The organism is Nocardia sp. NPDC050435 (assembly GCF_040655395.1).
Lineage (GTDB): Bacteria > Actinomycetota > Actinomycetes > Mycobacteriales > Mycobacteriaceae > Nocardia.
Genome location: NZ_JBFAJW010000003.1, coordinates 595,869 through 619,943, shown reverse-complemented (window position 1 = coordinate 619,943; position 24,075 = coordinate 595,869). Strand labels below are relative to the sequence as shown.

29 protein-coding genes are annotated in these 24,075 nt (G+C 70.3%); 13 read left to right on the top strand and 16 right to left on the bottom strand.

Features of this window, described 5'->3' with window-relative positions:
- Position 1: 1 nt before the first annotated feature.
- The 7 genes from AB0I43_RS11395 to AB0I43_RS11365 all read right to left on the bottom strand — a co-directional run bounded on the left by AB0I43_RS11395 (position 2) and on the right by AB0I43_RS11365 (position 5,855).
- Positions 2 to 697, bottom strand: coding sequence for a S1 family peptidase (locus AB0I43_RS11395; RefSeq protein WP_356970671.1), 696 nt, complete (start codon positions 695 to 697; stop codon positions 2 to 4).
- A 114-nt stretch (positions 698 to 811) separates the two neighbouring features.
- Complete coding sequence (locus AB0I43_RS11390) at positions 812 to 1,069, bottom strand: DUF4235 domain-containing protein (RefSeq protein ID WP_356970672.1); 258 nt, start codon at positions 1,067 to 1,069, stop codon at positions 812 to 814.
- A 43-nt stretch (positions 1,070 to 1,112) separates the two neighbouring features.
- Entirely contained in the window at positions 1,113 to 2,105 is a 993-nt protein-coding gene (locus tag AB0I43_RS11385; RefSeq protein WP_356970673.1) for a YihY/virulence factor BrkB family protein, read from the bottom strand.
- Positions 2,106 to 2,291: 186 nt separating this feature from the next.
- Positions 2,292 to 2,996 carry a hypothetical protein gene (locus AB0I43_RS11380; RefSeq protein WP_356970675.1) on the bottom strand — a complete coding sequence of 235 codons (705 nt, stop codon included), beginning with the start codon at positions 2,994 to 2,996 and terminating at the stop codon, positions 2,292 to 2,294.
- A gap of 211 nt (positions 2,997 to 3,207) precedes the next feature.
- Positions 3,208 to 4,428 carry a bifunctional RNase H/acid phosphatase gene (locus AB0I43_RS11375; protein ID WP_356970677.1) on the bottom strand — a complete coding sequence of 407 codons (1,221 nt, stop codon included), beginning with the start codon at positions 4,426 to 4,428 and terminating at the stop codon, positions 3,208 to 3,210.
- Positions 4,429 to 4,563: 135 nt separating this feature from the next.
- Positions 4,564 to 5,076, bottom strand: a complete 513-nt coding sequence (locus AB0I43_RS11370; RefSeq protein WP_356970678.1) for a GNAT family N-acetyltransferase — start codon at positions 5,074 to 5,076, stop codon at positions 4,564 to 4,566.
- Between the two features lie 41 nt (positions 5,077 to 5,117).
- Positions 5,118 to 5,855, bottom strand: a complete 738-nt coding sequence (locus AB0I43_RS11365) for a C4-type zinc ribbon domain-containing protein (RefSeq protein WP_356970679.1) — start codon at positions 5,853 to 5,855, stop codon at positions 5,118 to 5,120.
- Between the two features lie 235 nt (positions 5,856 to 6,090).
- Between AB0I43_RS11365 and AB0I43_RS11360 the strand changes: the two genes are divergently transcribed.
- Genes AB0I43_RS11360 through AB0I43_RS11345 form a run of 4 tightly spaced genes read left to right on the top strand, consistent with a single transcriptional unit; the run spans position 6,091 to position 9,211 of the window.
- On the top strand, positions 6,091 to 6,633 hold the full coding sequence (locus AB0I43_RS11360) for a DUF3558 domain-containing protein (RefSeq protein ID WP_356970680.1): 543 nt from the start codon (positions 6,091 to 6,093) through the stop codon (positions 6,631 to 6,633).
- Positions 6,634 to 6,684: 51 nt separating this feature from the next.
- A complete protein-coding gene (locus AB0I43_RS11355; protein ID WP_356970682.1) occupies positions 6,685 to 7,074 on the top strand; it encodes a hypothetical protein in 390 nt (129 codons plus the stop codon).
- Positions 7,074 to 8,423, top strand: a complete 1,350-nt coding sequence (locus AB0I43_RS11350) for a hypothetical protein (RefSeq protein WP_356970683.1) — start codon at positions 7,074 to 7,076, stop codon at positions 8,421 to 8,423. Before AB0I43_RS11355 ends, AB0I43_RS11350 begins: the two co-directional genes overlap by 1 nt.
- Positions 8,424 to 8,446: 23 nt before the next feature.
- The gene (locus AB0I43_RS11345) at positions 8,447 to 9,211 is read left to right on the top strand and encodes an ESX secretion-associated protein EspG (protein WP_356970684.1); all 765 of its coding nucleotides are present in this window, start codon (positions 8,447 to 8,449) and stop codon (positions 9,209 to 9,211) included.
- Between the two features lie 7 nt (positions 9,212 to 9,218).
- On the opposite strand, the gene AB0I43_RS11340 is transcribed toward AB0I43_RS11345, so the two are convergent.
- Positions 9,219 to 9,863, bottom strand: a complete 645-nt coding sequence (locus AB0I43_RS11340; RefSeq protein WP_356970685.1) for a hypothetical protein — start codon at positions 9,861 to 9,863, stop codon at positions 9,219 to 9,221.
- Positions 9,864 to 9,978: 115 nt separating this feature from the next.
- Here AB0I43_RS11340 and AB0I43_RS11335 point away from each other — a divergent pair, with 115 nt between their 5' ends.
- Positions 9,979 to 10,863, top strand: coding sequence for an alpha/beta hydrolase (locus AB0I43_RS11335; protein WP_356970687.1), 885 nt, complete (start codon positions 9,979 to 9,981; stop codon positions 10,861 to 10,863).
- A 7-nt stretch (positions 10,864 to 10,870) separates the two neighbouring features.
- On the opposite strand, the gene AB0I43_RS11330 is transcribed toward AB0I43_RS11335, so the two are convergent.
- From AB0I43_RS11330 to AB0I43_RS11320, 3 genes are read right to left on the bottom strand one after another with little or no spacing between them, the layout of a single operon-like run.
- Positions 10,871 to 11,992: a Nif3-like dinuclear metal center hexameric protein gene (locus AB0I43_RS11330; RefSeq protein WP_356970689.1), complete on the bottom strand. Its 1,122-nt coding sequence runs from the start codon at positions 11,990 to 11,992 to the stop codon at positions 10,871 to 10,873.
- A 35-nt stretch (positions 11,993 to 12,027) separates the two neighbouring features.
- On the bottom strand, positions 12,028 to 13,077 hold the full coding sequence (gene cobC / locus AB0I43_RS11325) for an Rv2231c family pyridoxal phosphate-dependent protein CobC (RefSeq protein WP_356970691.1): 1,050 nt from the start codon (positions 13,075 to 13,077) through the stop codon (positions 12,028 to 12,030).
- Between the two features lie 17 nt (positions 13,078 to 13,094).
- The gene (locus AB0I43_RS11320; RefSeq protein WP_357431804.1) at positions 13,095 to 13,289 is read right to left on the bottom strand and encodes a hypothetical protein; all 195 of its coding nucleotides are present in this window, start codon (positions 13,287 to 13,289) and stop codon (positions 13,095 to 13,097) included.
- 163 nt (positions 13,290 to 13,452) lie between these two features.
- Here AB0I43_RS11320 and AB0I43_RS11315 point away from each other — a divergent pair, with 163 nt between their 5' ends.
- From AB0I43_RS11315 to AB0I43_RS11305, 3 genes are read left to right on the top strand one after another with little or no spacing between them, the layout of a single operon-like run.
- Entirely contained in the window at positions 13,453 to 13,941 is a 489-nt protein-coding gene (locus tag AB0I43_RS11315; RefSeq protein WP_356970694.1) for a low molecular weight protein-tyrosine-phosphatase, read from the top strand.
- Positions 13,941 to 14,786 (top strand): SURF1 family cytochrome oxidase biogenesis protein, encoded by an 846-nt coding sequence (locus tag AB0I43_RS11310; protein WP_356970696.1) that lies wholly within the window; start codon positions 13,941 to 13,943, stop codon positions 14,784 to 14,786. Before AB0I43_RS11315 ends, AB0I43_RS11310 begins: the two co-directional genes overlap by 1 nt.
- Positions 14,787 to 14,803: 17 nt before the next feature.
- On the top strand, positions 14,804 to 15,421 hold the full coding sequence (locus AB0I43_RS11305; protein WP_356970698.1) for a hypothetical protein: 618 nt from the start codon (positions 14,804 to 14,806) through the stop codon (positions 15,419 to 15,421).
- A 5-nt stretch (positions 15,422 to 15,426) separates the two neighbouring features.
- Here the strand turns inward: AB0I43_RS11305 and AB0I43_RS11300 are convergent, their stop codons facing one another.
- Complete coding sequence (locus tag AB0I43_RS11300; RefSeq protein ID WP_356970700.1) at positions 15,427 to 16,347, bottom strand: cobalamin biosynthesis protein; 921 nt, start codon at positions 16,345 to 16,347, stop codon at positions 15,427 to 15,429.
- 204 nt (positions 16,348 to 16,551) lie between these two features.
- On the opposite strand from AB0I43_RS11300, the gene sigJ reads away from it, so the two are divergent.
- Together sigJ and AB0I43_RS11290 are read left to right on the top strand one after the other, a co-directional pair.
- The gene (gene sigJ / locus AB0I43_RS11295) at positions 16,552 to 17,490 is read left to right on the top strand and encodes an RNA polymerase sigma factor SigJ (protein ID WP_356970701.1); all 939 of its coding nucleotides are present in this window, start codon (positions 16,552 to 16,554) and stop codon (positions 17,488 to 17,490) included.
- A 159-nt stretch (positions 17,491 to 17,649) separates the two neighbouring features.
- Positions 17,650 to 18,204, top strand: a complete 555-nt coding sequence (locus tag AB0I43_RS11290) for a hypothetical protein (RefSeq protein WP_356970703.1) — start codon at positions 17,650 to 17,652, stop codon at positions 18,202 to 18,204.
- Position 18,205: 1 nt separating this feature from the next.
- On the opposite strand, the gene AB0I43_RS11285 is transcribed toward AB0I43_RS11290, so the two are convergent.
- Together AB0I43_RS11285 and AB0I43_RS11280 are read right to left on the bottom strand one after the other, a co-directional pair.
- On the bottom strand, positions 18,206 to 19,114 hold the full coding sequence (locus AB0I43_RS11285; RefSeq protein WP_356970705.1) for a hypothetical protein: 909 nt from the start codon (positions 19,112 to 19,114) through the stop codon (positions 18,206 to 18,208).
- Positions 19,114 to 20,505 (bottom strand): MFS transporter, encoded by a 1,392-nt coding sequence (locus tag AB0I43_RS11280; RefSeq protein WP_356970706.1) that lies wholly within the window; start codon positions 20,503 to 20,505, stop codon positions 19,114 to 19,116. Before AB0I43_RS11280 ends, AB0I43_RS11285 begins: the two co-directional genes overlap by 1 nt.
- 76 nt (positions 20,506 to 20,581) lie before the next feature.
- On the opposite strand from AB0I43_RS11280, the gene AB0I43_RS11275 reads away from it, so the two are divergent.
- Positions 20,582 to 21,205 carry a helix-turn-helix domain-containing protein gene (locus AB0I43_RS11275; RefSeq protein ID WP_356970708.1) on the top strand — a complete coding sequence of 208 codons (624 nt, stop codon included), beginning with the start codon at positions 20,582 to 20,584 and terminating at the stop codon, positions 21,203 to 21,205.
- Between the two features lie 4 nt (positions 21,206 to 21,209).
- Here AB0I43_RS11275 and AB0I43_RS11270 read toward each other — a convergent pair whose 3' ends face one another.
- Both AB0I43_RS11270 and AB0I43_RS11265 read right to left on the bottom strand, forming a co-directional pair.
- Positions 21,210 to 21,596 carry a hypothetical protein gene (locus AB0I43_RS11270; protein WP_356970710.1) on the bottom strand — a complete coding sequence of 129 codons (387 nt, stop codon included), beginning with the start codon at positions 21,594 to 21,596 and terminating at the stop codon, positions 21,210 to 21,212.
- A gap of 109 nt (positions 21,597 to 21,705) precedes the next feature.
- Positions 21,706 to 22,473: an MBL fold metallo-hydrolase gene (locus tag AB0I43_RS11265; RefSeq protein WP_356970711.1), complete on the bottom strand. Its 768-nt coding sequence runs from the start codon at positions 22,471 to 22,473 to the stop codon at positions 21,706 to 21,708.
- 71 nt (positions 22,474 to 22,544) lie between these two features.
- On the opposite strand from AB0I43_RS11265, the gene AB0I43_RS11260 reads away from it, so the two are divergent.
- Positions 22,545 to 23,504: a helix-turn-helix domain-containing protein gene (locus AB0I43_RS11260; RefSeq protein WP_356970712.1), complete on the top strand. Its 960-nt coding sequence runs from the start codon at positions 22,545 to 22,547 to the stop codon at positions 23,502 to 23,504.
- 25 nt (positions 23,505 to 23,529) lie between these two features.
- A complete protein-coding gene (locus AB0I43_RS11255; RefSeq protein ID WP_356970714.1) occupies positions 23,530 to 24,045 on the top strand; it encodes a gamma carbonic anhydrase family protein in 516 nt (171 codons plus the stop codon).
- The last annotated feature ends 30 nt before the right edge of the window (positions 24,046 to 24,075 follow it).

Below are 24,075 nucleotides of genomic sequence, written 5' to 3'. Positions count from 1 at the left end.
CCTAGATCGGCCGGAAACCGGCGCCGACGCCACCCATCTCGTCGATCGCGGCCAGAATCCGGTCGATCGCGGTGAAGTAGGCCGGGGAGTGGATGGGATTGCCCTGCACCCGGCACGGGACGTCGAAGCGGATGCCGGCGATGCTGATGTAGCGGCCCTGGTTCATGCCGACCAGCCGGTCGCCCACGGTCACCGGGCCGCCGGAATCGCCTGGCAGGGAGCAGGATTGGTTGAGGGTGTTGGTAGCGATGTCGCCCCAGACCATTCCGCAGTCCGAGCCGGTGGTGCGGCCGTTGGAGCACACCACGCCGCCGAAGCCCGGCGCGGGCGCGGTGCCCGCGATGGTGGTGCCGCCGACGGTGCGCAGCGGATCGACCAGGCCCGCGTCGAACTCGAGCACGGCGAAATCCAGGCCCTGCCCCCGGTCGGAGAAGGCCACCGTGCCGATCACCGCGCCCGGCTGCTGCTCGGCCCGCACGGCACTGCCCGCGCCGGCGCAGTGCCCGGCGGTCAGGCCGACCAGGCGGCCGGCGGCGTCGTAGCCGATGGTGGTCACCGTGCAGACGGATTCGTCGTTGAGGATGATGCCCGAGCCGCCGCCCAGCGCCACGGCCGGATCGGCCGCGACCTCCGCCGTGCCCAGCACCCCGATACTCGCGGCCGCGAGGACCGCCGCCACCATCCGCCGAGACGCCACCGCAGCTACCTCTTCCCGAAGCCGGAACCGGATATGTCAGTTAATATCCAGCAACCTTAGCTTGCGGGTGCGCGAGCCGATCTCGACACGCGCGTCGGGCCAGGGGCGACCGGGCTACCGCGGCCAGGTACCGGTCACCGATTGATAGCCGGTGGCGCTCGCGCGATTCAGCGCCGCCCGGACCAGACCGAAGATCGCGCCCTGCAGGGCCGCCGCGGCCAGCACCTCACGCCAGCCGTGGTCCCGGGCGGTCGCGTCCGGCGCTTCGTCCTCGCCGGTCAGCAACCCCCACACCTTGCTGAACACCGCGCCCGCGAGCAGGCCGCCCAGCACACTGATCGCCATCTCCAACGGCTTGTACAGGGTACGCATCAGCGCCGCCACGACTGCGGCCGAAACGGGGTTCCCTCGGGACTCATGCGTGTTTTCCTTTCGTCAGGGTTGGCGCCGCGCCGGCGGCGCTTGACTTGTCCGAGCGGTCTTTTGGGGAGTCGGAGTCCTCGTCCGCCTCCTGGCGCGGCGGCAGGAACGGCTCCTCGTCCGGTGGCATGCCCTCTTCGATGCGGCGGCCGCGGGCCAGTTCGGCGTCGAACTCGGCGCCGAGCAGCACCGCGACATTGGAGATCCACAGCCACACCAGGAAGACGGCGACACCGCCGAGGGATCCGTAGGTCTTGTTGTAGGAACCGAAGTTGGCGACATAGACCGCGAAACCGGCCGAGGCCGCGGCCCACACCAGCACCGCCAGCACGCTGCCCGGACTGAGCCAGCGGAAGCCCGGCTGCTGCGCGTTCGGCGCCACCCAGTACAGCAGCGCGAACGCCAGGCTGATCAGGATCACCAGCACCGGCCACTTGGCGATGTCCCAGGTGGTCACGCCCGCGGAGCCGACGCCGAGCCACTGCCCCACCCGGTCGGCGATCCCGCCGGTGGCCACGACGCCGACCGCGCACACCGCCAGCAGCACCACCATGACCGCGGTCAGGCCGACGCGCATCGGCACCGTCTTCCAGATCGGACGGCCCTCCTCCACGTCGTAGATCGCGTTCGCGGCCCGCATGAACGCGCCGATGTAGCCCGAGGCCGTCCACAGCGCCGTCGCCAGGCCGATGAGCGCCAGCGGCCCGGCGATCTGCTGGGAGCCCTGCAGTTCCCTGATCGCGTCGACCAGCAGCGCGGTGCCGCTGCCCGGGCCGATGTCCTCGACCGTCTGGATCAGGGTGTCGGTCTGGGAATCACCCAGCAAACCGAGCAGCGCCGTGCAGACGATGATCGCGGGGAAGATCGAGAGCATCGAGTAGTAGGTCAGCGCGGCGGCCCAGTCCATCAGATTGTCATCCAGGAACTCGGTGACGGTGCGGCGCAGCACGCCCCACCAGGACCGCAACTTCAGCTTCGTCGGCCCCACCGACCAATCCGTCTCATGCCCCGCGCCACGCATCACGCCACCTTCCGATCGACAGCGCAATACCCGGGCCTACCAGCCCCAAACCAGCTCCGGCACGAAGACGAGGCCCCCGTCGTTCCGGCTTGCCGCACAACGGAAAACGCCGCCGTGCCCGAGGGCACGGCGGCGCCGCGTGATCGAATCCGGTTACACGGGACGGAAACCGGCGCCCGCGCCGCCCTTCGCGTTGATCGCCGCGAGGATCTCGTCGATCGGCGCGAAGTACGCCGGCGAGTGGATCGGGTTGGCGGCGGTGGTGCACGGGATGTCGAACCCGATGCCCGCGAGACCGGTCAACCGGCCCAGGTTCATGCCGACCAGACGGTCGCCCACGGTGACCGGGCCGCCGGAATCACCCGGCTTGGAGCAGGCCTGGTTGAGCGTGGTGATCGGGTCCAGATCGCCCCAGACCAGACCGCAGCCCGGGCCGCTGGAGCGGCCGTTGGAGCAGACGGTCGCGCCGGGCCCCGGCCGATCGCCGATCCCGTTGATGGTGGTGGCGCCGACGGTGCGCACCGGCGTGACGCGCTCCTTGTCGAACACCAGCACCGCGAAATCCAGCCCCTCCCCGTCGTCGGAGTAGGCGACGATACCGACCGCGCCCGCGCGCAGCTGCGTCTCCGAGCCCACCAGCGAACCGGTCGGCGCGCAGTGCCCGGCGGTCAGCCCGACCAGGCGGCCACCGTTGTCGTAGCCGATGGCGGCCAGCGAACACGCGTGATCGTTCTCGAAAACCAGCCCCGAGCTCCCGCCCAGCACCACACTTCCCGGATCGGCCTGCGCGGTACCCGCAAGGGCGGCACCCACTCCCGCGATGACGGCAGCGATGGCCGCCACGCTTCTGAACTTCACGTAGAACTCTTTCTCTCGAAACACCGGCCGGCGCCCCGTTTCCGGGACGCCGGCCACACCCACACATCATGGAGCACCGCCCCGACAGGTATCTCCCCGCAGTGTCTTATCGCGGGCGAACACCCGCCCGGCGAACCGGGAACGAATGCGGGGCTAACAGTCGGCCACCGCCCCGCATGTCGATCGGCCGGGTGCGCCCGATCGTTACCGCTCAGCCCAGGTAGGAGGTGTCGTTGACCAATCGGACCGAAGATCCGCCGTCCGGGTAGAACTCGGCGATCGAGAGCGAGGCCAGGTCCAGGTGCAGCCGGTAGAGCAGCGACGGGCCCACGCCGAGCGCGAGTTGCAGCAGCGTCTTGATCGGGGTGACGTGGCTGACCACCACGATGTTCTGCTCCGGGTACAGCGCGACCAGATCGCGCCGCACGGCTTCGATCCGCTCGCGCACCGCGTCGAAGCTCTCCCCGCCCGGCGGCGCCACCGAGGTGTCGCCGAGCCAGCGCGCGTGCAGCTCCGGATCCTGTTGTGCCGCTTCGGAAAACGTCAGTCCCTCCCAGTCACCGAAGTCGGTTTCGATGAGGGTGTCCAGCACGCGCACCGGCACGCCGAGCGCGGCGGCCGCGGCCTCGGCGGTCTCGCGCGCCCGCCCCAGCGGGGAGCTGACCACCGCGGCGATATCGCCCTTGGCAGCAAGCATTTTCGCGGCCCGGGCGGCTTGGTCGCGGCCGAGGGGGGTGAGCGGTGGGTTGCCGCGGCCCGAATAGCGCCGTTGCACCGACAGTTCGGTCTGGCCGTGCCGCAGCAGCAGCAGGCGGGTCGGGCGGCCGACGGCACCGGTCCAGCCCGGGCTCGAGGTGGCCTGGGCGCTGCCGTCGCGTTCGGCACTGTCGGTGACCGGCGCCGCGTTCCAGGGCGCCGCCGGTTCCGCCGCGCGCGCAGCGGGTTCCGCCGCGGCGACCCGGTACTCCCCCACCGCGCCCTCGTGCCCGGCGGCGCGCGCCGCGTGCACCTCGTCGATCAGCGGCGCGTCGTCCATGGCCTCGTTGGCCAGCCGGTCCGCGTGCGAGTTCTCGGCGCGCGGAATCCACTGGAAGGTGACGCGCTCGAACCCGGCCACCAGGCGGCGGGCGCGGTCGGCCAGCGGAATCATCGCCGCGTGCTTGACCTTCCAGCGGCCCGACATCTGCTCGACCACCAGTTTGGAGTCCATCCGCACCGCCACGGTGCGGGCGCCGAGTTCCGCCGCCGCCTCCAACCCCGCGATCAGGCCCCGGTACTCGGCGACATTGTTGGTCGCCACGCCCAGGCTTTCGCGCCGCTCGGCGAGTACGGCCGCGTGATCCGCGTCGAAGACCACGGCTCCGTAGCCGGCCGGGCCGGGGTTGCCCCTCGACCCGCCATCGGCCTCGACCACCACGTGCTCGTTACCCACCCGACCTCCTTCTCCAGGGCTGAAGCTCTCACAGTAACCGGGGGCGGCGGCCACCCGACGCACTCCGGGGTTGCCGATCCGGGGCGAAACACCGCGCCGAGTAGTTCGCGTCCACCCGGCGTGTCACCGGGCGCGCTAGGACGATCCGACGGCGGGCGGCCAGGTGTATTCCAGCTCGGGCAGATCGAAGCCCTGCTCGAAACGCGCGAGGCCCTCGGCTGTCCGGATCCCGCCCTGCCGTTCATAGAAGTTGATCGCGGGCACGTTGGCCCGGAGCACCTGCAGATAGACCGGACGATCGGGGTACGCCGCGGCGGCCCAGTCCAGGCCGCGGCGGAGCAGCCGCGCGCCGATCCCGGAACGCTTGGCGCCGGGGCGAACATGCAGATTGTCCAGCAGGACACGGCCGTCGGAGCCGGGCACGAGGTATACGAACCCGAGCAGCGCACCGGCTTCCTCGGCGACGAAGAGCCGGTCCGAAGACGCGTCGCCGCCGAGCCGCCGCCGCCAGGTCCCCAGGCGTTCCTCGTCGAGCGGACCGTTCAGGAACTCCTCGGGCATGATGCCCGCGTACGCGCTGCGCCAACTCTCGGCATGCAGGGCGGCAACGGATTCGGCGTCCGCGCGGGTGCCCTCTCTGATCATCATGGAGGCGAGTTCAGCCGAGGCGCGGCCCGAGCGCCACCGGATTACAGGCCGGATTCCTTGGTGCGCACCATGATCGCGTTGCACTCGGGGCAGCGCACGACCGCCTCGGGCGCGGTCTTCGCGATGCGCGCCAGCTCACCGCGATCCAGTTCGATCCGGCAGGCGCCGCACTTGCGCGCCTGCAACAGGGCCGCGCCGACACCCTGCTGGGTGCGTTGCCTGTCGTACACGGCGAGCAGTTCGGCCGGGAACAGCTGCACCAGCTGCGCGCGATCCTGATCGCAACGGCCCTGCGCCACATCCAGATCCGCGAGCGCCTCGTCCCGCAGACGCTGCGCGTCGGACAGTTCCTGCTCGGTCTTGCTCAGCCGCGCGCCCGCGTGATCGTGGTCGGAAGCCGAGGCTTCCCGGCGCTCCATCACCTCGAGCAGCTCGTCCTCCAGCACCGACCGCCGGCGCTCCAGACTGCCCAGCTCGTGCTGCAACTCCGAAAGCTGCTTGGCGGCAACGCTTCCCGAGGTCAGCATGGTGCGGTCGCGTTCCTCGCGCTTGCGGACCGCGTCGACCTCGCCCTCCAGCTTGCGAATGTCGCGATCCAGATCGTCGATCTGGATCTCGACCGCCACCGCGGCATCCTTGTGCTTGTTGCGCTCCGCCTCCAGCCGCGCCACCTCCTGCTGCTCGGGCAGCACGGTACGGCGATGCGCGATCCGCGTCAGCTCGGCGTCGACAGCGGCGAGCTGGAGCAGCTTGGCCTGGACCGGTGGTTCGACATTCAACGCGGGGAAACTCCTGAACGCTCTGGACGGGTGGGCGGGCGCCCTGCCTCCGGACACCGAGTGTCAACGGTACCCCGAATGCCCCCCGCCCCGATGCGAGGTCACACCAGCCACCCCTTTACCCGTTTTGTCCACTTCCGCGAGATCGCGACAGGCCACTGGAACCGCACCCCACCCCGGCGCGTCCTATAGTTACGGAGGGGGAGATCCCGCCGCCGACGCCCAGGGGAGACACATGCGCATCGCCGACGTCCTACGCACCGTTGGTGTTGGAGCCGTAGTGGTGGGGGTGGTTGCCGCTTGCGGGCCGTCGAAGTCAGTGGAGGGGACGGCGCAGCCGACTACGCGGGAGGCCGAGATTTGGAATCCGTGTACGCAACTGAGCGACGAGGCACTGCGCAAGGGCCGGATGGACCCGGCGTCGAAGAGCGTTACCACCGATCCCTCACAAGGCCCAGCGGCTTGGCGCGTATGCAAATGGAACGCCACTGAACTGCCGTACTGGGTGACGGTCTTCTCGACCCGCTTCACGCAAGACGACTCACGTTCGAACGCGAAGCTCACGAACTTCCGCGAGGTTACTGTCGGGCCACGCAAAGGCCTGATCTACCAGGAGAAATCCGAACCGACCACCGATGGCTGCTATGTCAGCCTGCCGGCGGAGCAGGGCATGATCGAGGTCCGCGTCGGTAAGCGCAGCTTGAAGCCCATCCCGAACGACCCCTGTGATCTGGCGATCGGGCACGCAAAAGACCTGGAGCCTTTCCTGCCGAAGTAAGCGCGTCGTGCGCCGATATCACGACAAAGATTGATCCTTTGGGAGGGAACAATGGGGGATACGAGCCTCCAGAGCCAGAAGAACAGCTGGCAGACTCTGAAGACGCAGGCACTCTCGGGCGAATTCAAGATGGATAGCGACATAGGCGAAGCATTGCGAAAACGCTGTGAAACCTACGCAAACGCGCTCGATGACCTGAAGGAAGACGCCCGGGCGATCGACCACCTCAATGGTTACGGAACCCTCCCCTCAGCGGTTGCCCTTCAGGGAAAATTCGAGAAGAAATCCACCGGGGATGATTCCGCCGTCAAGCGGATCGAGGAGCATCTCGAAGTCGTCGCCCTGATGCACGACACCTACGCGGCAGCGATCGGCAAGATCACGCAAGCCGATCAGTCGGCTGCGTTGTCGACAAAGTTGAAGACCGAAGAGGTGAAGTGATGGTGCTGCCATACCTCGCCGCAGGCGCCGCAATCACTACCGCCGCAGCGGCTATCACCGGTCATCAGAAATCCGACGATCAAAACACCAACGAGCGAAACGAACGATCCAAAGCCAACCAGGAATGGAGTGGCGACCGGAATATCATCAACAACGAATACAGTCAGCTGACCGGCACGTACAACGTCACCGACAATATCAAGGTACTGATCGGCGACGCGAACGAGGCTTTCAAGACTTGGGATCACAAAAAGATCTGGGATGCGCTGAACAACGACAAGGGCGTCAACTCGGATGCGATCAACAATGGCGCTGACAGTTGGCGCAAGCTGGCCGCAAAAACCAACACCGCTCTCGACGCGTTCAATAAGGGCATCGAATCCGACATCAACGAGAAGTGGTCCGGCAAAGCCGCGAACTCCGCGATGGAAGGAACCCGCTCTTATATCAAGGAGACAGAGAAGCTCTCGACGGCGTTTCAACAGGTCGCCAACAGCATCGACCTCTTTCAGGGCTACATCGTCCAAGCCAAACAGTCGGTGACGGAGCCCCAGGAAGTCTCCACCATCGGCGAAATCGTTGGTCACATCCCGGGAAACGGCGTACTGAAGCTCGAAAAACACCGCGCCAATGAGGCCGCCGCGAACGCCCAGGACATCATGGAGACGATCTACAAGCCGGGCGCGCAGAAGGTAGACGGGCAGACGCCGAAGATGCCCGAGGTCTACAACCCGGTCACCAACACCACCTCTCCTTCCCCCGCCGGAAACACCCCCTCCCCCGGCGGCGGCACCGGCACCCCCGGCACCGGCATCCCCTCCACGGGCATCCCCTCCACCGGCGTCCCCAGCGACGTCCCCACCAGCCCGCAATCGCTCACCCCCTCCCCCCCCACCACCCCGCAAACCACCGCGGTCCCGACCACGGGCATCCCCTCCACGGGCATCCCGACCACCGGTATCCCCTCCACGGGTGTCCCCACCTCCCCCGCCACCACCAACGTCCCGAGATCGAATGTCCCCACGACGGGGATTCCGAAGACGGGTGTCCCGGGTTCGGGCACCCCGAAGTCGGGGAACCCGAATGTCGCGGCGACGGGTACGCCGAAGACGGTGTCCGCGGTGCCCGGCACGAACACCGGGACCGGGACGGGCACGAGCGGCAAGGGGACGGGTTCGGGGACGGGGCGCGCCGGCATGCCGGGTATGGGCGGCATGGGTAATCGGGGCGGGAAGGGCGAGGACGACGACGAGCACTCGATCCCGGATTACCTGATCCAGGATCGGGAAACCGAACTGCTCGGCATCCAACCGCGTGTGCTTCCGCCCGGCGGGGTCATCGGCGGCTGAGCGAGCGGATACGAGAACTACAGATGAATGAATTGCGTTGGCAGCTGGACGGTCTCGCCTTCGATGTGCTGCTGGAATCGGTCGGCCGCGACCGCTGGCCGTACCCGCTGAGCTTCCTGCCCCCGTTCATGGAATGCCACGACGACTGGGTGTACGCGCGCCAGCTGGCGGCCCAGCGGGTGCAGGGCATGTTCGACGAACGTCTGTACCGCGCGCTGGTGGTGCTGCTGGAACCGCAGGTGCGCATAGAGATTCACGGTTTCCAGGGCCCGGAACTCACCCAGGTGGTACGGATGCACGCGGGCATCGTGGACCGGGAAGCGGTCTTGGCGGTGCAGTTGCCGGGCCCGGATCCGCGGCACGGCCGCGACGTCGTGCTGACGATGGGCGGCGCGCAACTGCTGACCTCGGAGATCATCGCGAAACTGCCGCGCTGCCGGGCGGGTTCGCATCAGCCGTTCGGCGCGCGGCGTTCGGATCTGGCCGAGTCGGAGTTCGGCGGTTACGGCATGCGCCCGTCGGCGGGGCAGCAGCTCAACCAGTTCTTCCGGCGCCCGCGCACCAGCCTCGGCGAGATCACCGTGTATCCGAGCATCGCCTACGACGCGCGCCCGACCAAGGACGGGCAGGCTTTCCACTGGCTGGATTACCCGGACGATGGCCGCTACCTGCTGGTCAACCACAACGACAACGATCTCAGCGTCAGTCCGGGGTCGGCCGAGGAGTTGCTGCGGCAGTTGCAGTACCGCATCGAATCCTGCCTGCGGGCCCGCACCAACGCCTGGTAGCGGCGGGTCAGTCCGCGGGGCGGGGTTTGATGGCGTCGCGCGAGATGTAGACATCCCATTCGCCAGGCACCGCGATCATCGCGTTGCCGTACGCGGCGCTGACGAATGGGCTTGTCCACCAGTCCTTTTCGCGCATGTCGTCGAAGAAGTCCTTGTCGCTGCCGTTGAGGAAGATGTGGCGCTGGGTGGTGGGTTCGCCGTCGGTGCGCTGCCCGAACAGCCGGCTCAGTTTGAACCCGGAGTGGAAGCCGAGCGCGTTCACCCACGGCTTCAGCTCCACGATGTTGGCCTGCATCACCCACTGGTCGCCTTCGACGAGGTATTTCTCGCGCCGGTCGGGCTCGCCGTCCTGCCCGAAGACGGTGAGGTCGACCTCCAGTTGGTGTTCCTGCCCGGGCACCTCGCGCACGATCGCGTGCGCGGCTTTGATTTCCCCGCTCAGGCCGAGATAGGTCTGCATGAGGGTGGCGATCCACAGGATGACCACCGCGACCACCAGCAGCGCCAGCCCCGCGGACCCGCGGCCGAGCAGGACCCGCATGCCGCCGACCCGGCGCACCTTGACCAGCGCCGATACCAGTAGCGCCAGCCCCAGGACGATGAGCAGAATCATGCCGATCTGCAGGACCCCGAAGTCCACAGAGAAGTTCATGCGCTGGATATACCCTTTACCGAGCGGTCGATTCCTCTGATCATGACAGTCCGAACAACCCAGCGCGAGTTGGTCCTTCGGCCGTGGGTTTCGACCCGGCCGCGCTGGACATTCGATGATCGTGTTCGACACCTTCACGCTGGAGCGGATCACTGTCGGCGAGGTCACCCTGCGGGTGCGGCACGGCGGGCGCGGATCGCCGCTGCTGCTCCTGCACGGGCACCCGCGCACGCACACCACCTGGCATCGGGTGGCGCCGCTGCTGGCCCGCCACCACACCGTCATCTGCCCGGATCTGCGCGGCTACGGCGAATCCACCGTCGTCCCGACCACGCCCGACCACCACCCCTACTCCAAACGCGTGATGGCGCAGGACCTGGTGGGTCTCATGCACCAGCTCGGCCATCATCGGTTCGCGGTCGCGGGTCACGATCGCGGCAGCTATGTCGCCCTGCGCCTGGCGCTGGACTACCCGAGCACGGTGACGGCGCTGACGGTGATGGACTCGGTGCCGATCGGAGAGGCGCTGGCCCGCTGCGATTCCCGGTTCGCCGAGGCCTGGTATCACTGGTTCTTCTTCGCGCAGCCCGAGATTCCGGAGCGGGTGATCAGCGCGGATCCCGAGGCCTGGTACCGGAGCCCGGCGAACACGCCACACGCCATGGGCGCGGACAACTTCGAGGATTTCAACCGCGCGATCCGCCACCCCGGCACGGTGCACGCCATGCTCGAGGACTACCGCGCGGGGCTGTCCATCGATCGCGTGCACGACGACGCCGACCGGGCGACCGGACGCCGGGTCAGCTGCCCCACGCAGGTGCTCTGGAGCACTCGGGACGACCTGGAGTTCCTCTACGGTGACGTGCTCGACGTCTGGCGCCCGTGGACCACCGCACTACAGGGCACGGCCATCGATTCCGCGCACCACATGGCGGAGGAGGCGCCCGCCGAAGTCGCCTCGGCGGTCACCGATTTCCTGCGCGCCCGGAATCTGCACTGAGCCGCGCTCAGCGGCCCGCGCCGACCGTCCACGGATCGGTGCGCCGCGTGCTGACCCGAATCTCCAACTCCGGCAACGCCTGCCGGACGATCTCGGCCGCCTGGCCGCACCACGGGAACTCGGTGGCCCAGTGCGCGGCGTCGATCAAGGCCGGGCCGCCCGCGCGCAGGTGTTCGTCGGCGGGGTGGTGCCGCAGATCCGAGGTCAGGTAGGCGTCGACGCCGAGCGCGCGGACCTTGCCCAGGTAGGAATCACCCGCCCCGCCGCAGACGGCGACGGTGCGGATCAGGCGGCCCGGGTCACCGGCGGCCCGCACGCCCCACTCGGTGCGCGGGAGGGCGGCCCCGACGCGAGCGGTGAACTCGCGCAACGTTTCCGGCTCCGGCAGGGTGCCGACCCGGCCGATGCCCACCCCGGAGGGCAGGGCGGCGCGCTCGGTCACGTGATAGGCGGGCTCCTCGTACGGGTGCGCGGCACGCAGGGCGGCGAGCACGGCGGCGCGGGCTCCGGGCGGCGCGATGACCTCCACCCGATCCTCCTCGACGCGCTCCAGATCGCCGATCGAACCGATGGCCGGATTCGCGCCCTCGAGCGGGCGGAACTGGCCGAGAGTCGCCGACCTGGAGGCGCATTCGCGGTAGTCGCCCTGCCCGCCCGCGCCGGCGGCGAACAACGCCGCCAGGACCTCGTCGGTGTGCGCGCGCGGCACTTGGATCACCCAGTTGTCCACGGCGGCGGTCGGTTTCGGGTCCAAGGGACCGGTGACGGTGAGCCCGATCGCGGCGGCGAGCGCGTCGGAGACGCCGGGATCGGCGGAGTCGGCGTTGGTGTGCGCCGAGAACAGCGCGCACCCCGAACGGATGAGGCGGTGCAGCAGCGCCCCTTTCGGGGTGTCGGCCGCCACCGAATCGACGCCGCGCAGCAGCAGTGGATGGTGCACCACCAGCGCCTGCGCGCGCCAGTCGATCGCCTCGTCCACCACGCCCGCGGTGGCGTCGACCGCGAACAGGACCCGGGTCACCTCCTCGCCGGGATCACCGCAGACCAGCCCGACCGAATCCCACGATTCCGCCAGCTTCGGCGGATACGCCGCGTCCAGCACTCCGATGAGTTCCGCCAGCGTCGTCACCGTTCACCTTCCCTCGCACTAGGTTCAAGCGATTATCACCACCGCGCTCGGTGTCGTACCGCGCGGATCGCCGCGACCAGCCGGTCGACCTCGACCGCGCCGCGCACGGCCACCCGGAGGTGGTCCGGGCCCAGCCCGGGAAACGTGTCCGCGCGCCGGACGGCGATGCCCTGCTCCGCCAGCTGCTTGCGCAGCAGCTCGCCGTCGGGCACGTGCAGCAGCAGGAACGGGCCCGCCGCCGGAGTGTGCACGCCCACGCCCAGCTCGGTCAACCGCTCGATCATCGAATCACGTTCGAGGGCAATCACTTCGGCACGACGCCGGGACTCCGCCACGGCCTCCGGCGCGGCGGTGGCGCTGATCGCCGTCAACTGCAGCGTGCCCAGCGGCCAGTGCGGGCGTCCGTGGTTCAAGCGCGCCAGGACCTCCGGCGCGCCCAGGAAGTATCCGCAGCGCAGGCCCGCCAGCGCCCACGTCTTGGTGAGACTGCGCAGCACCAGCACATCCGGCTCCCGCAGCCGCGCCACCGACTCCGGCTCGCCCGCGATCGCGTCGGCGAACGCCTCGTCGACCACGACGAGCCGGCCCGGCCGGCGCAGCGCGTGGATCGCCGCCGCCGGGTGCAGCACCGAGGTGGGGTTCGTCGGGTTGCCCAGCACGACCAGATCGGCGGCCTCGGGGACGCGCGCCGACTCCAGCCGGTACGGCGGCTCCAACGACACCCGGTGCACCGGCACCCCGGCCTCCCGCAGCGCCAGCTCCGGCTCGGTGAACGACGGATGCACGACCGCCGCCAGCCGCGGCGCCAGCTTCGGCAGGAGCGTAAACCCCTCGGCGGCGCCCGCCAGCAACAGCACCTCGCCCGGATCGCGATCGTGGCGGGCCGCGACCGCGGCCCGCGCGGCCGCGTCCTCGGCGGCACTCGGGTAGCGGCCCAGCGTGGCCAGGCCCTCGGCCAGCCGCGCGCGCAACCACTCCGGCGGTGCGGTGCCCTGCACGTTCACCGCGAAATCGAGCAGGCCCGGTTCCGCGTCCACGTCACCGTGGTGACGCAGCCGTGCGTGATCGACACTGTCCTCGGGCATCAGCACACCGTAGTAGGTCACTCCTCGGGCAGCGGAATCAATTCCAGGTGCTCGGGTCTGGCCGCGGCGCTGCCTCTGCCGGGCATGGTGGTCACGACCGCACCGCGCGCGACCAGCCATTCGCCGCATACGCAGCGGAGGTAGCGGACCGAGCGATGCGTGGACACCAGCATGGGAGAGGGCCACTGACAGGCCGGGCAGACGGGGGACATGGGTGCCAAGCCTGGGTAACGACCGCCCCTAATGCAATCGTCACGGCGGCGTGGCGCGCCACCGATTACGACGCACGCCGACAGATCGGAGAAATCGGGCGGAAGTGGCCGCGGCAACAGATCACCGACCCGCTGTGGCGGTGCCGGGGCGGGTGCGGACAGAATGGCTGTCGTGGGTGAGCTGCATATTTCGTTCGTCTGTACCGGGAACATCTGTCGTTCGCCGATGGCGGAGAAGATGTTCGCACACCATCTGCGGCAGGCCGGGTTGGACGACCGGGTGCGGGTGAGCAGCGCGGGCACCGGATCGTGGCACGTCGGCGACGACGCCGATCCGCGCACCACCGCGACCCTGCGCGCCCACGGCTACCCCGTCGGGCACGCCGCCGCGGTGCTGGGCCCGGATCACCTGTCGGCCGATCTGCTGGTCGCGCTGGACCGCTCGCACGAGCGCGCCCTCGCGCAGCTGGGGGTGCCCACCGAGCGGCGGGCGCTGCTGCGCGGCTTCGACCCCGACGCCGACGGGCCCGACGTGCCGGACCCGTACTACGGCGACACCGCCGACTTCGAGCTGGTCCGCACGCAGATCGAGGCGGCCGTCCCCGGCCTGCTCGACTGGGTGCGCGCCGAACTTCCCGGCGGGCCCCGCTGATGCGCAAACTCACCTTCCTGTTGCGGCCGAGCTGGGCGATCCTGGCCGTGGTCGTCGTCGCCTTCGCCTATCTGTGCTTCACCGTGCTCGCGCCGTGGCAGCTCGGCAAGAACACCGCCACCGAGCATCGCAACGATCTGATCGCGGAGTCCGTGCGCGCCGACCCGGTCGACGTCACCACGCTGCTCACCACGCAGGACGAGCACACCGAATGGCGGCGCGTCACGGCGGAGGGCGTTTTCGTGCCGGAATCCACGGTGCTGGTGCGGCTGCGGCATCTCGACGGCGCGCCCGCCTACGCCGTGCTGGCCGCGTTCAAGCTGACCGACGGCCACATCCTGCTGGTCGACCGCGGCATGATCGCCGGACTGGACGGCAGTTCCGCGCCGCCGCCGATCCCCGCCGCGCCGGCCGGTGTGCAGCGCCTCGAGGGCCGCGTCCGCATGTCCGAGGGCGTCACCCCCGGCCGGGAGCCGCTCACCCAGGACGGTTTCCGCCAGGTCTACTCGATCGACACGACCCAGGAAGCCACCGTCCTGGGCCAGCCCCTCACCCCCATCCCCACCGGCGGCGACCGCGGCGGCTACCTCCAGCTCTCCGCCGACCAGCCCGGCGCCTTCACCCCCACCCCCCTCCCCCAACTCGACGCCGGCCCCTACCTCTCCTACGGCCTGCAATGGCTGGCCTTCGGCATCATGGCCCCCCTCGGCCTCGGCTACTTCGTCTACGCCGAACTCCGCGAACGCCGCAAAGACCGAGCCGCCAAGTCCTCCCCTGAAACCCCCACCCCCACAACCGAACCCACCAGCGAAGCCCGCATCGCCGACCGCTACGGCCGCCGCTGAGACGGTAGGATCGTGAGGTGGCGAAGCGCGACTACAGCGCGGCAATCATCAAGGTGCTGCCGGCCGGAGAGTCCGTCCGTAGCCGGCCGGGCATGTACTTCGGCGTAGGCCGCGACGATCCGGAGCTGCCCACCCGAGTGCTGGGTGCCGTGCTCGGCGACCTGCTGCACCCACCGCCGCGATCCTCTCTCCGGCCGCCGATTCGAGTGCGCGCCGATATCACCGCCGACCTCGCTTTCTCGATCGGCAATGATCAACTCGATCCGCTGGACGACCGGAACCTGCCGGTGCCGGGCTATTTCGGAATGATCGGTCCGAACGCCTGGGCACCGGCCGCCGTGGCTGCGTTGTGCCGGCACGCCGTGGCCGAGATCTGGCGTGACGGTCATGGGTTTCGCCAGCAACTCGGCGGTCTACCGCCCGAGCCGCCCTTCGAGCGGATCGAGTCGAAGCGTCCGGGCAGTGGCTTTCACATCACCTACGAACTGGATCCGGCGTACTTCCGGGCTGACGCGTCCTTACCCACCGCACCGGACACGCTGCGGTTGCACGGGCCGGGCTGCCCGGAGCGCTGCGCCCCCGGCGAGGTCACCCTTCACGACCACCGCGGCGGAGCCGCGCACCGGCTGCGATAGCCGGGTTACGGCGACCGGGTGAGGGCGGTGGCGGCGGCGAGGAGGGCGGCGGCCAGTTGGACGGCTTCGGAGAGGCGGACGGCGCGGCGCAGGTCGGGGACCTGCGGGGGTGGGCCGGAGCCGAGGGTGGGGCGGAGTTCGGTGCCGTAGCGGTATTGGGTGCGGCCGCCGAGTTGGACGCCGAGGGCGCCGGCCATGGTGGCTTCGGCGACGCCCGCGTTGGGGCTGGGATGTTTGGCGGCGTCGTTCCGCCAGGCGCGCAGGGCGGCGGCGGGGCGGCCGCCGACCACGGGGGCCAGGGCGGCGGTGAGGACGCCCGCGACCCGGGCGGGGAGCAGGTTGGCCAGGTCATCGGTGCGGGCGGCGGCCCAGCCGAAGTTGCGGTAGCGCTCGTTGCGGTAGCCGATCATGGCGTCGAGGGTGTTGACGGCGCGGTAGCCGAGCAGGCCCGGGATACCGGCGAGCGCGCCCCAGACCAGCGGGGCCACGGTGGCGTCGGAGGTGTTCTCGGCGATGGATTCCAGTGCGGCGCGCGCCAATCCGTCGGCGTCGAGCACCGAGGGGTCGCGCCCGCACAGCGCGGGCAGCAGGGCCCGGGCCCCGTCGAGATCACCGGATTCGAGCAGATCGGCCATCTCCCGGCCGGTGCGCGCGAGACTGCGACCGCCCAGCACCGTCCAGGTCGCCAGCGCGGTGGCCGGCACACCGCCCCGCCGCGCCGCGTAGCCCAGCCCGACCACGACGCCGACGGCCACGAGTTCGTGCACGACGCCGCGGACCCGCCGATCGGCGTAGGTCATCGACTCCAGCTTGCTTGCCGCCGAGCCGAATCCGGCCACCGGATGCCAGCGCCGCGGATCCCCCAGCGCACGATCCACCGCGAACCCGAGCATCAGCCCGGCCGCGGTCGAAGTTCCCGTACGCACGTACCGAGAATATCCGCCGCGTCCTCGCACGCGGACAACCACCCGGCCGCACCCCGGGAAGTTACAGACCGCCCGGTTGGTTGCAGACCGTGTCGCCACGACCGCCCGACCACCGGATGTCACACTCTGGGGTCGTGCGTCGTCGTAGCGATGACGTGTACACGACGGGCCGAGGGGGCCGTCCGAGCGAACGGCGAGGAACAAGTGAGCAGCGAGGCATCGGATCCGATCGACAGCGCACAGCTGGCACGGCAGTTCGAGGAGCACCGCCCGTATCTGCGCCGGCTGGCCTACAGCACGCTGGGCAGCCTGGCCGACGCCGACGACGTGGTGCAGGACGCGTGGCTGCGACTGCACCGCCACAACGAGGCCGGCAAGGCCGGCGAGATCGAGAACCTGCGGGCCTGGCTGACCACCGTCACCGGCCGCCTCGCCCTCGATCAGCTCGGCTCCGCGCGCGCCCGCCGTGAGCAGTACGTGGGCGAATGGCTGCCCGAACCGGAGGTCACCAGCTGGGACGACCCGGCCGACCGGATCTCCCAGGACGAGCGGGTCACCACCGCCCTGCTTGTGGTGCTGGAGTCGCTGTCCCCCGCCGAGCGCACCGCCTTCGTGCTGCAGGACGTGTTCGGCATGACCGGCCCGGAGGTCGCCGAGGTCGTCGGCCGCACCCCGGCGGCGGTGCGGCAGTTGGCTTCTCGCGCGCGCAAGCACGTCGAGAGCGGCACGCCCCGCTTCCCGGCCTCGCCGGACGAGCAGGAGAAGGTGGTCTCGGCCTTCGCGCTGGCGTGGCGCTCCGGAGACCTGAGCGCCCTACTCGGGGTATTGGATTCGAAGGTCAGCCTCACCGCCGACGGCGGCGGCAAGGTGCCCGCGATCCGGAAGCCGGTGCAGGGCGCGGAACTGGTCGCCAAGCTGCTGCTGGGCTGGTATCACGCGCCGTCGGCGCAGGGCGCGTGGGGGCGCGCGGTGCTGGTCAACGGCACGCCGGGCCTGGTCGTGTTCGACGGAACCCACACGGGCGTCTTCTCGTTCACCCTGGACGCGGGCCGCATCGTGGCCATCGACGTCGTGCGCAACCCCGACAAGCTCCGCGACCTGCCCACCGAAGGTGACCCGACATTCTTCCTGCATGAGCAGTAGCCCGGGCGAAACTCCCTGGCCCGTCCGGTAATTCGGGCCATCGACAAGGTCATCAGGCAGTGCCGGCCCCGGTCGGCGCCTGATGACCTTTGTTGATTCGACAGGTAGCGGCGGGTTGTCTACCATCGCGGCGAATCATCAACCAACGATGGGGGATTCATGCCTCAGCAGCAGCCGGTGAGTCAGCCCGAGGCGCCGGAGCAGACGCCGCCGCAACCGGCGCTCGAAGCGGCCTACGTCTGCGACAGCGCCACCGCGGCCCGGCTCAGCCGCGCCGCCGCGCTGCTCGCCTGGCGGCTACCGCTGCGCTGGGGCATTCTGCTCGTCCTTCCCGTCTTCCTGCTGACCCGCGGCCTGATCCAGTTCCTCGCCGACGGCGCCGAGCCGCGCGAGATGTTCGGCGCGTTCTTCGCGGTGCTCGGGCTGGAGCTGGCCGGGCTCGGCGTTCTCACCGTGGTGCGGATGACCCGGCCGAGCGGGCACATCCGCGCCTACAGCTACCCCGGCGCGCGAATGTCGGCGCGCTACACCCCCGAGGCGATGGAGCTGAGCCTGGTCACCCAGCCGCTCACCCACCGCTACACCGATATCCGCAAGGTCATCGCCACCGACGAGGTGGTGTACCTGCACGCCGCGGGCACCAACGGCTACGTCATCCCGCGGGCGCTCGTGCCGGACGCGGCGCTGCCCCGGCTCGAGCGTTTCCAGCACTGACCTACAGCCGCCCGAACTCGACGCCGGCCCCGGAACCGAGATCATCGAGCGTCATGATCCGGTGCAGCGGATACACGCCCGCCGCGAGGTGCCGGGTCCGGCGGACCGCCGCGGCCGCGAGCACGGCGGTGGCGCGCGACTGATTGCGGCCGCGCGCCCACAGCGCGCTCCCGGAATCCGCGCGGGCCAGCAGCATCCAGTGATCGCTGCCCGGGAAACGCAGTCCGCGCGGCATTCTGGCGGCGCCCGGCACCCAGGTCAGCGCCGCCAGCCCGGCGGTGGCCAGGCGGGAGTCGACCCCGAAGTAGGTGCGCACCGGCACCCCGAGGTCCCGGGTGAGCGTGTGCTGATCGGAGAAGTCCGCCCGGTACAGCCGGCGGCGTCCGTAACCGGGGAGATCGAAAGCCTTCGGGCGGCTGAAGTTACGCACGATTCCATCGTCGGCGGTGAAGTGGCGGCCGAGCAGACCGTAGGTCCACGCCGTGGCCGCGGCCCCGTGCCGCTCCCCCGCCCCGAGCAGCACGGCCAGATCGACCGGACCGGCCGGAGCGAGCGCGCTGACCAGCAGGTTGGTCAACCCCGGCGCCAATCCGACGTCGACGATCACCGGCTGCGCCGGGCTCGACTCCCGCAGCCGCGCAACATATTCCGTGCTGGCCGTGACGTCCACGAACGGGGCCCCGGCCAGCTCCGCCAGCCGCGGATCCTCGGCCCCGGAGGCGTTGACGACGACATCGGCCGACCGCGCCGCGGCCCGGTACGAATCCAGCTCCGGCGCAGCGAGATCCACGACGACATCGGCGCGCGCGGCGTCGCGGCCCGCGACCAGGACCGTGTCGCCGCCGGCGCGCAACAGCTCGACCAGGGGGCGCCCCACTGCCCCGTACCCACCCAGCACCAGCACTCGCATCACCGCACCGCCTTCGTCCGCGAAACCACGTCCGACCGCAACAGTACGACGGTCAGCAGCACACCCACCGCGGCCAGCGCGGCCGCCGCCCCGAACGCGACGTTCAATCCGGTCCGGTGGTCCCCCGTCGACTCCGCGAGCAACAGCAGCGCGGTGACGCCGAGCCCGGATCCGACCCGCTGTGCGGTATTCACGATCCCCGCCGCGATCCCGGTATCGGCCTGGTCGACGGCGGCCACCGCCGGCGCGGTCACCCCGACGAACGCCGCGGGCAGTCCGAGGCCCAGCAGCACCGCGCCCGGCAGCACATCGATCGCGTAGCTCGCGTGCTCGGGCAACCGTGCGAACCAGGCCATGGCCAGCGCCTGCACCCCGAGCCCGCCCGCGAGCACCCGCCAGGCGCCGAGCCGGTCCAGCGCGAACGGGATCAGCGTGCGGGAGACGGCGATGTTGACGAGGGCGACCGGCAGCACCGCCAGCCCGGATTCGGTCGCGGTGTAGCCCTGGGTGTTCTGCAGATACAGCGCCAGCAGCGCGAAGGTGGGCACGTGCGCCGCGCCGACCAGCGCGTTGACCACGGCCGACCCGCTGACCTGGCGAATCGAGAACAGCCGCAACGGCATCAGCGGCCGCGGGCTGCGCGCCTCGAGCGCGAGGAAGCCGCCGAGCAGCAGCACGCCGAGCGCCAGCAGCGCGCTCGCCCGCCCGGGGTGCCGGCCCAGTGCGCCGACCGCGTACCCGAGGATCAGCAACCCGGCCGTGCCGGTGACCGCGCCCGGCACGTCCAGCCCGCGGCGCGCCGCGCCGTCGCGCATCCGGTCCCGCGGCAGCACCCGCACGAACGCCAGCGCCAGCACACCGACCGGCACGTTGATCAGGAAGATCGACGGCCAGCCGAACAGGTCGGTGAGCGGCCCGCCCACCGCGGTGCCCAGGGCCGCGCCCGCGGCGCCCATCGCGCTCCACACCCCGAAGGCGCGGTTGCGGGCGGGCGCTTCGGTGAACGACTTGGTGAGCAGGGCGAGTTGCGCCGGGATCAGTACGGCCGCACCGACGCCCTGCAGCGCTCGCGCGGCGATCAGCACCGCCGCCGTGCTCGCGAATCCGGCCAGCGCGGAAGCGAGCGTGAACACCACGATCCCCGCGGCGAAGACGCGGCGCGGACCGATCAGGTCGGCGGCCCGCCCGCCGAGCAGCATGAATCCGCCGAAGGCCAGCAGGTAGGCATTGGTGACCCAGCCCAGGCCCGCCTCCCCCAGGCCGAGATCGGCGCCGATGCTGGGCAGCGCCACGTTCAGCACGGTCGTATCCAGGAAGACGACCAGTTCCACCACGGTGATCAGGATCAGGATCACGCGATCCCGCGCCCCGAAATTGCCCTTGCCCTTCATTTCTCGCCTCTCGCTAGAGCAGTACTCTAGTGAGAGTTTCACTGAAGTAGCGCTCTAGTCAAGTACGATCGCAGGCATGGCAGGACAGAACAGCGGCACCCGAGCCGCCAAGACGACGGCCAACCGGGCCAAGATGCTGGACGCGGCACGGGAACTGTTCACCACGCGCGGATACACGCCGACCACGATGAAAGCCATCGCCGAACAGGCGGGCATGGCGGTGCAGACGCTCTACTTCACCTTCGCGACCAAACGCGCGATCCTGTCCGAGCTGCTCGATATCGAGATCGCCGGCGACACCGCGCCGATCGCGACCCTGGACCGCCCCTGGTTCACCGAGGCCGTGGCGGCCGCGCCCGCCGACCAGATCGAACGCCAGGTAGCCATGGCCGCAACGATTTTCGCCCGCGTCAGCCCGCTGCTCGAGGTGATCCGCGCGGCCGCCGCCACCGATCCCGAACTCGCCGACCTCTGGCGCACCAATCTCACCCAGCGCCACCTGGTCCAGTTACGGCTCGCCGAGGCCCTCGCCGCCAAAACCCCCCTGCGCGGCGGACTGGACGCCGCCCGCGCGGCCGACATCGCGCTGGCCGTTCTCGCCCCCGAGACCTATCACCTGCTGGTCCGCGAACGCGGCTGGACCCCCGGGGAATGGACCGCCTGGGCCACGGACGCGCTGGTGCGCCAGCTGCTGCCCTGAACTCTCAGCCCGCGTCCAGCACGCCGGCCGGAACCCCGTACGGCAGGAACCGGACCCGGCGGCTGCTGTCGGTGTTGTCGCGATGGGCGCGCAACGCCTCGAGTTCGTTCGGGAAGACTTGATCGACGCGCGCGGTGCCGTCCGCGTCGAGGGTGTAGATCGCCCAGACGCCGCTGCCCGTCTCCCCCGTGGTCGGCGGCTCCGGCTTGGGTTCGGCGGGGCGGGGCTGCTGCTGGGTGAACTGCCCGAGCAGACCGGCCAGCGCGTTGAGGCTGCCGCGGTCGATGTAGTTGCCGGCCTGCTCCAGCTTGTCGCGGAATTCGCCGCCCACCTCGCGCAGCACGCGTTCGAAGTCTTCCGGATCGATTCCGAACGGGCCGTTGTTTGCCATGGCGTTGTGCTCCCTGATCGCGACGTCGGCGTTCGCCTTCAGTGTCCTCGCGCCCTGGCGATTTCGCCATGTCGCCCGGTCGGCGGCGTGCCGCCGCGGCCTCGGGTGGTCAGACGGCGATCTCCTGCCCGAGCGGCGGAACGCGCAATCGGCCCGCCAGGCCCGCGTATTCGAAGGTGCGCGCCAGGTGCTCGAGCGTCTCGGTGAAGTGCGCCCAGCCCTCGCCGTGCACCGGGACGATGACGGCCTCGCCGAGCAGTTCGGCCGCCTGCGCGGCGGTGCGCGCGTTCAGGGTGACGTCGGTGTCGCCGAACCGGCCCGGATTGGCCGCGCCGACGAACAGCACGGCGACATCGATGCGGCCGATGCGCTCGGCGATCTCACCGACCAGGTCGACCGAGGCGTTGTCGCCGGAGATGTAGACCGTCGGCTCGCCCGCGGCCTGCAGCACGAACCCGGTGACGACGCCGCTGAGCGCCTCGGCTCCTTCCGGCCCGTGCAGCGCGGGCACCGCGGTCACGGTCGCCGCGCCCAGGCGCGTGGTCTCCCAATTCTTCAGGCCGCGAACGCCGTCCACGCGCTCGGCGGCGTCCGGCGTGGACAGCACCGTCTCGACCGAGGCCAGCAGGGCGCGCCCGGAGTGATCCAGGTTGTCGGCGTGCTGATCGTGCGACAGCAGGACCACGTCGATCGGCCCGATCCGCTCGACCGGCACCGCGGGACCGGAGAGCTTGTGCAGCACGACGCCGCCCGGGTAGTCGCCCGGCTCGTCGAAGGTGGGGTCGGTCAGCCAGGTCAGTCCGCCGTAGCGGAACCGCAGGGTGGGGCCGCCGACGTGCAGGGCGTGCAGGCTGGTGCGTTCGATCGTCTCGCTCATGGGAACGATCCTGCGCCGCCGCAGCTCCACCGAATAGTGGCCCGCGAGTCATGTTTCGCTAAGATCGGGCCATGCACCGCGTCGCCGTTCTCGCCTTCGACGGCATCAGCCCGTTCCATCTCTCCGTTCCGAGCCTGGTCTTCGGCCGCGTCGGCGCGGGCCGGGCGGCGGACGGCCCGTACACGGTCGAGGTGTGCGCCGAGCAACCCGGAATCCTGCGCACCCCCGCGGGTTTCGACATCCACGTGCAGCACGGGCTGGAGTCGTTCGATACCGCGAACACCATCGTCATCCCGAGCTGGATCCGGGGCGCGGGCATCTCTCCCGAGCTGCGCGCCGCCCTGCACCGCGCGCACGCCGCCGGCGCCCGCGTCGTCGGCCTGTGCCTCGGCGCGTGGGCGGTCGCGGCCAGCGGTCTGGCCGACGGGCGCGAGATCACCACGCACTGGTCCTCGGCCGAGGAGCTGGCTCGCGCCTACCCCGCGGTGCGGGTCCGCGCCGAGACGCTGTGGTCCGATCTCGGCGATCTGATCACCTCGGCCGGCGTCGCCGCCGCCCTGGACTGCTGCCTGCACCTGGTGCGCCACGATCTGGGCAGCCGCGCGGCCACCGACCTGGCCCGCGCGCTGGTCACCGCACCGCACCGCAGCGGCTCGCAGGCCCAGTACATCCCGGTCGCCGTCCCCGACGCCGCCGACGACGATCCGATCGAGCACGCAATGCTCTGGGCCCGAACACATCTCGGCGACCCGATCGATCTGGACCGCTGGGCCGCGGTGGCGCTGATGTCCCGGCGCACCTTCACCCGCCGCTTCCGCGACCGCACCGGCACCAGCCCGCAGCAGTGGCTGCTCCTGCAACGCACCGACCGGGCCCGACTGCTGCTGGAGACCACCGACGACACCATGGACCGCGTCGCCGCCGACACCGGTTTCGGCACCGCGGTCAGCCTGCGCCACCACTTCCATCGCATCCTCGGCACCAGCCCGGCCGCCCATCGCGCGCTGTTCCGCCGCGCCTCGGTGGCCTAGCCCGGGGCAGGCTAAGTTGCCAAGCATGATGATCGAGATCGGCGGCGTGGCGCCGGAGATTGACCCGTCGGCCTGGCTCGCGCCGAACGCGACCGTGATCGGGCGCGTGCGCCTGGCCGCCGAGGTGAGCATTTGGTACAGCGCGGTACTGCGGGGCGACCTGGAGGACATCAGCGTCGGAGCCAGGACCAACATCCAGGACGGCTGTGTGCTGCACGCCGACCCCGGCATGCCGCTCACCGTGGGCGCGGGAGTTTCGGTGGGGCACAACGCGATCCTGCACGGCTGCACGATCGGCGACGACGTGCTGGTCGGTATGGGCGCGACGGTGCTCAACGGCGCGGTGATCGGCGCGGGCAGCCTGATCGCGGCCAACGCCCTGATCCCGGAGGGCGCGCAGATTCCGCCGGGCTCGCTGGTGGCCGGTGTGCCGGGCAAGGTGCGGCGCGAGCTGACCGAACCCGAGCTGGATCGGATCCGTCTCAACTGCGCGGTCTATCTGCACAACACGGCGGCGCACCGGGATGCGAAGACTGTGTGAAGATTGGTGTGAGACAGGCCACACTGATCA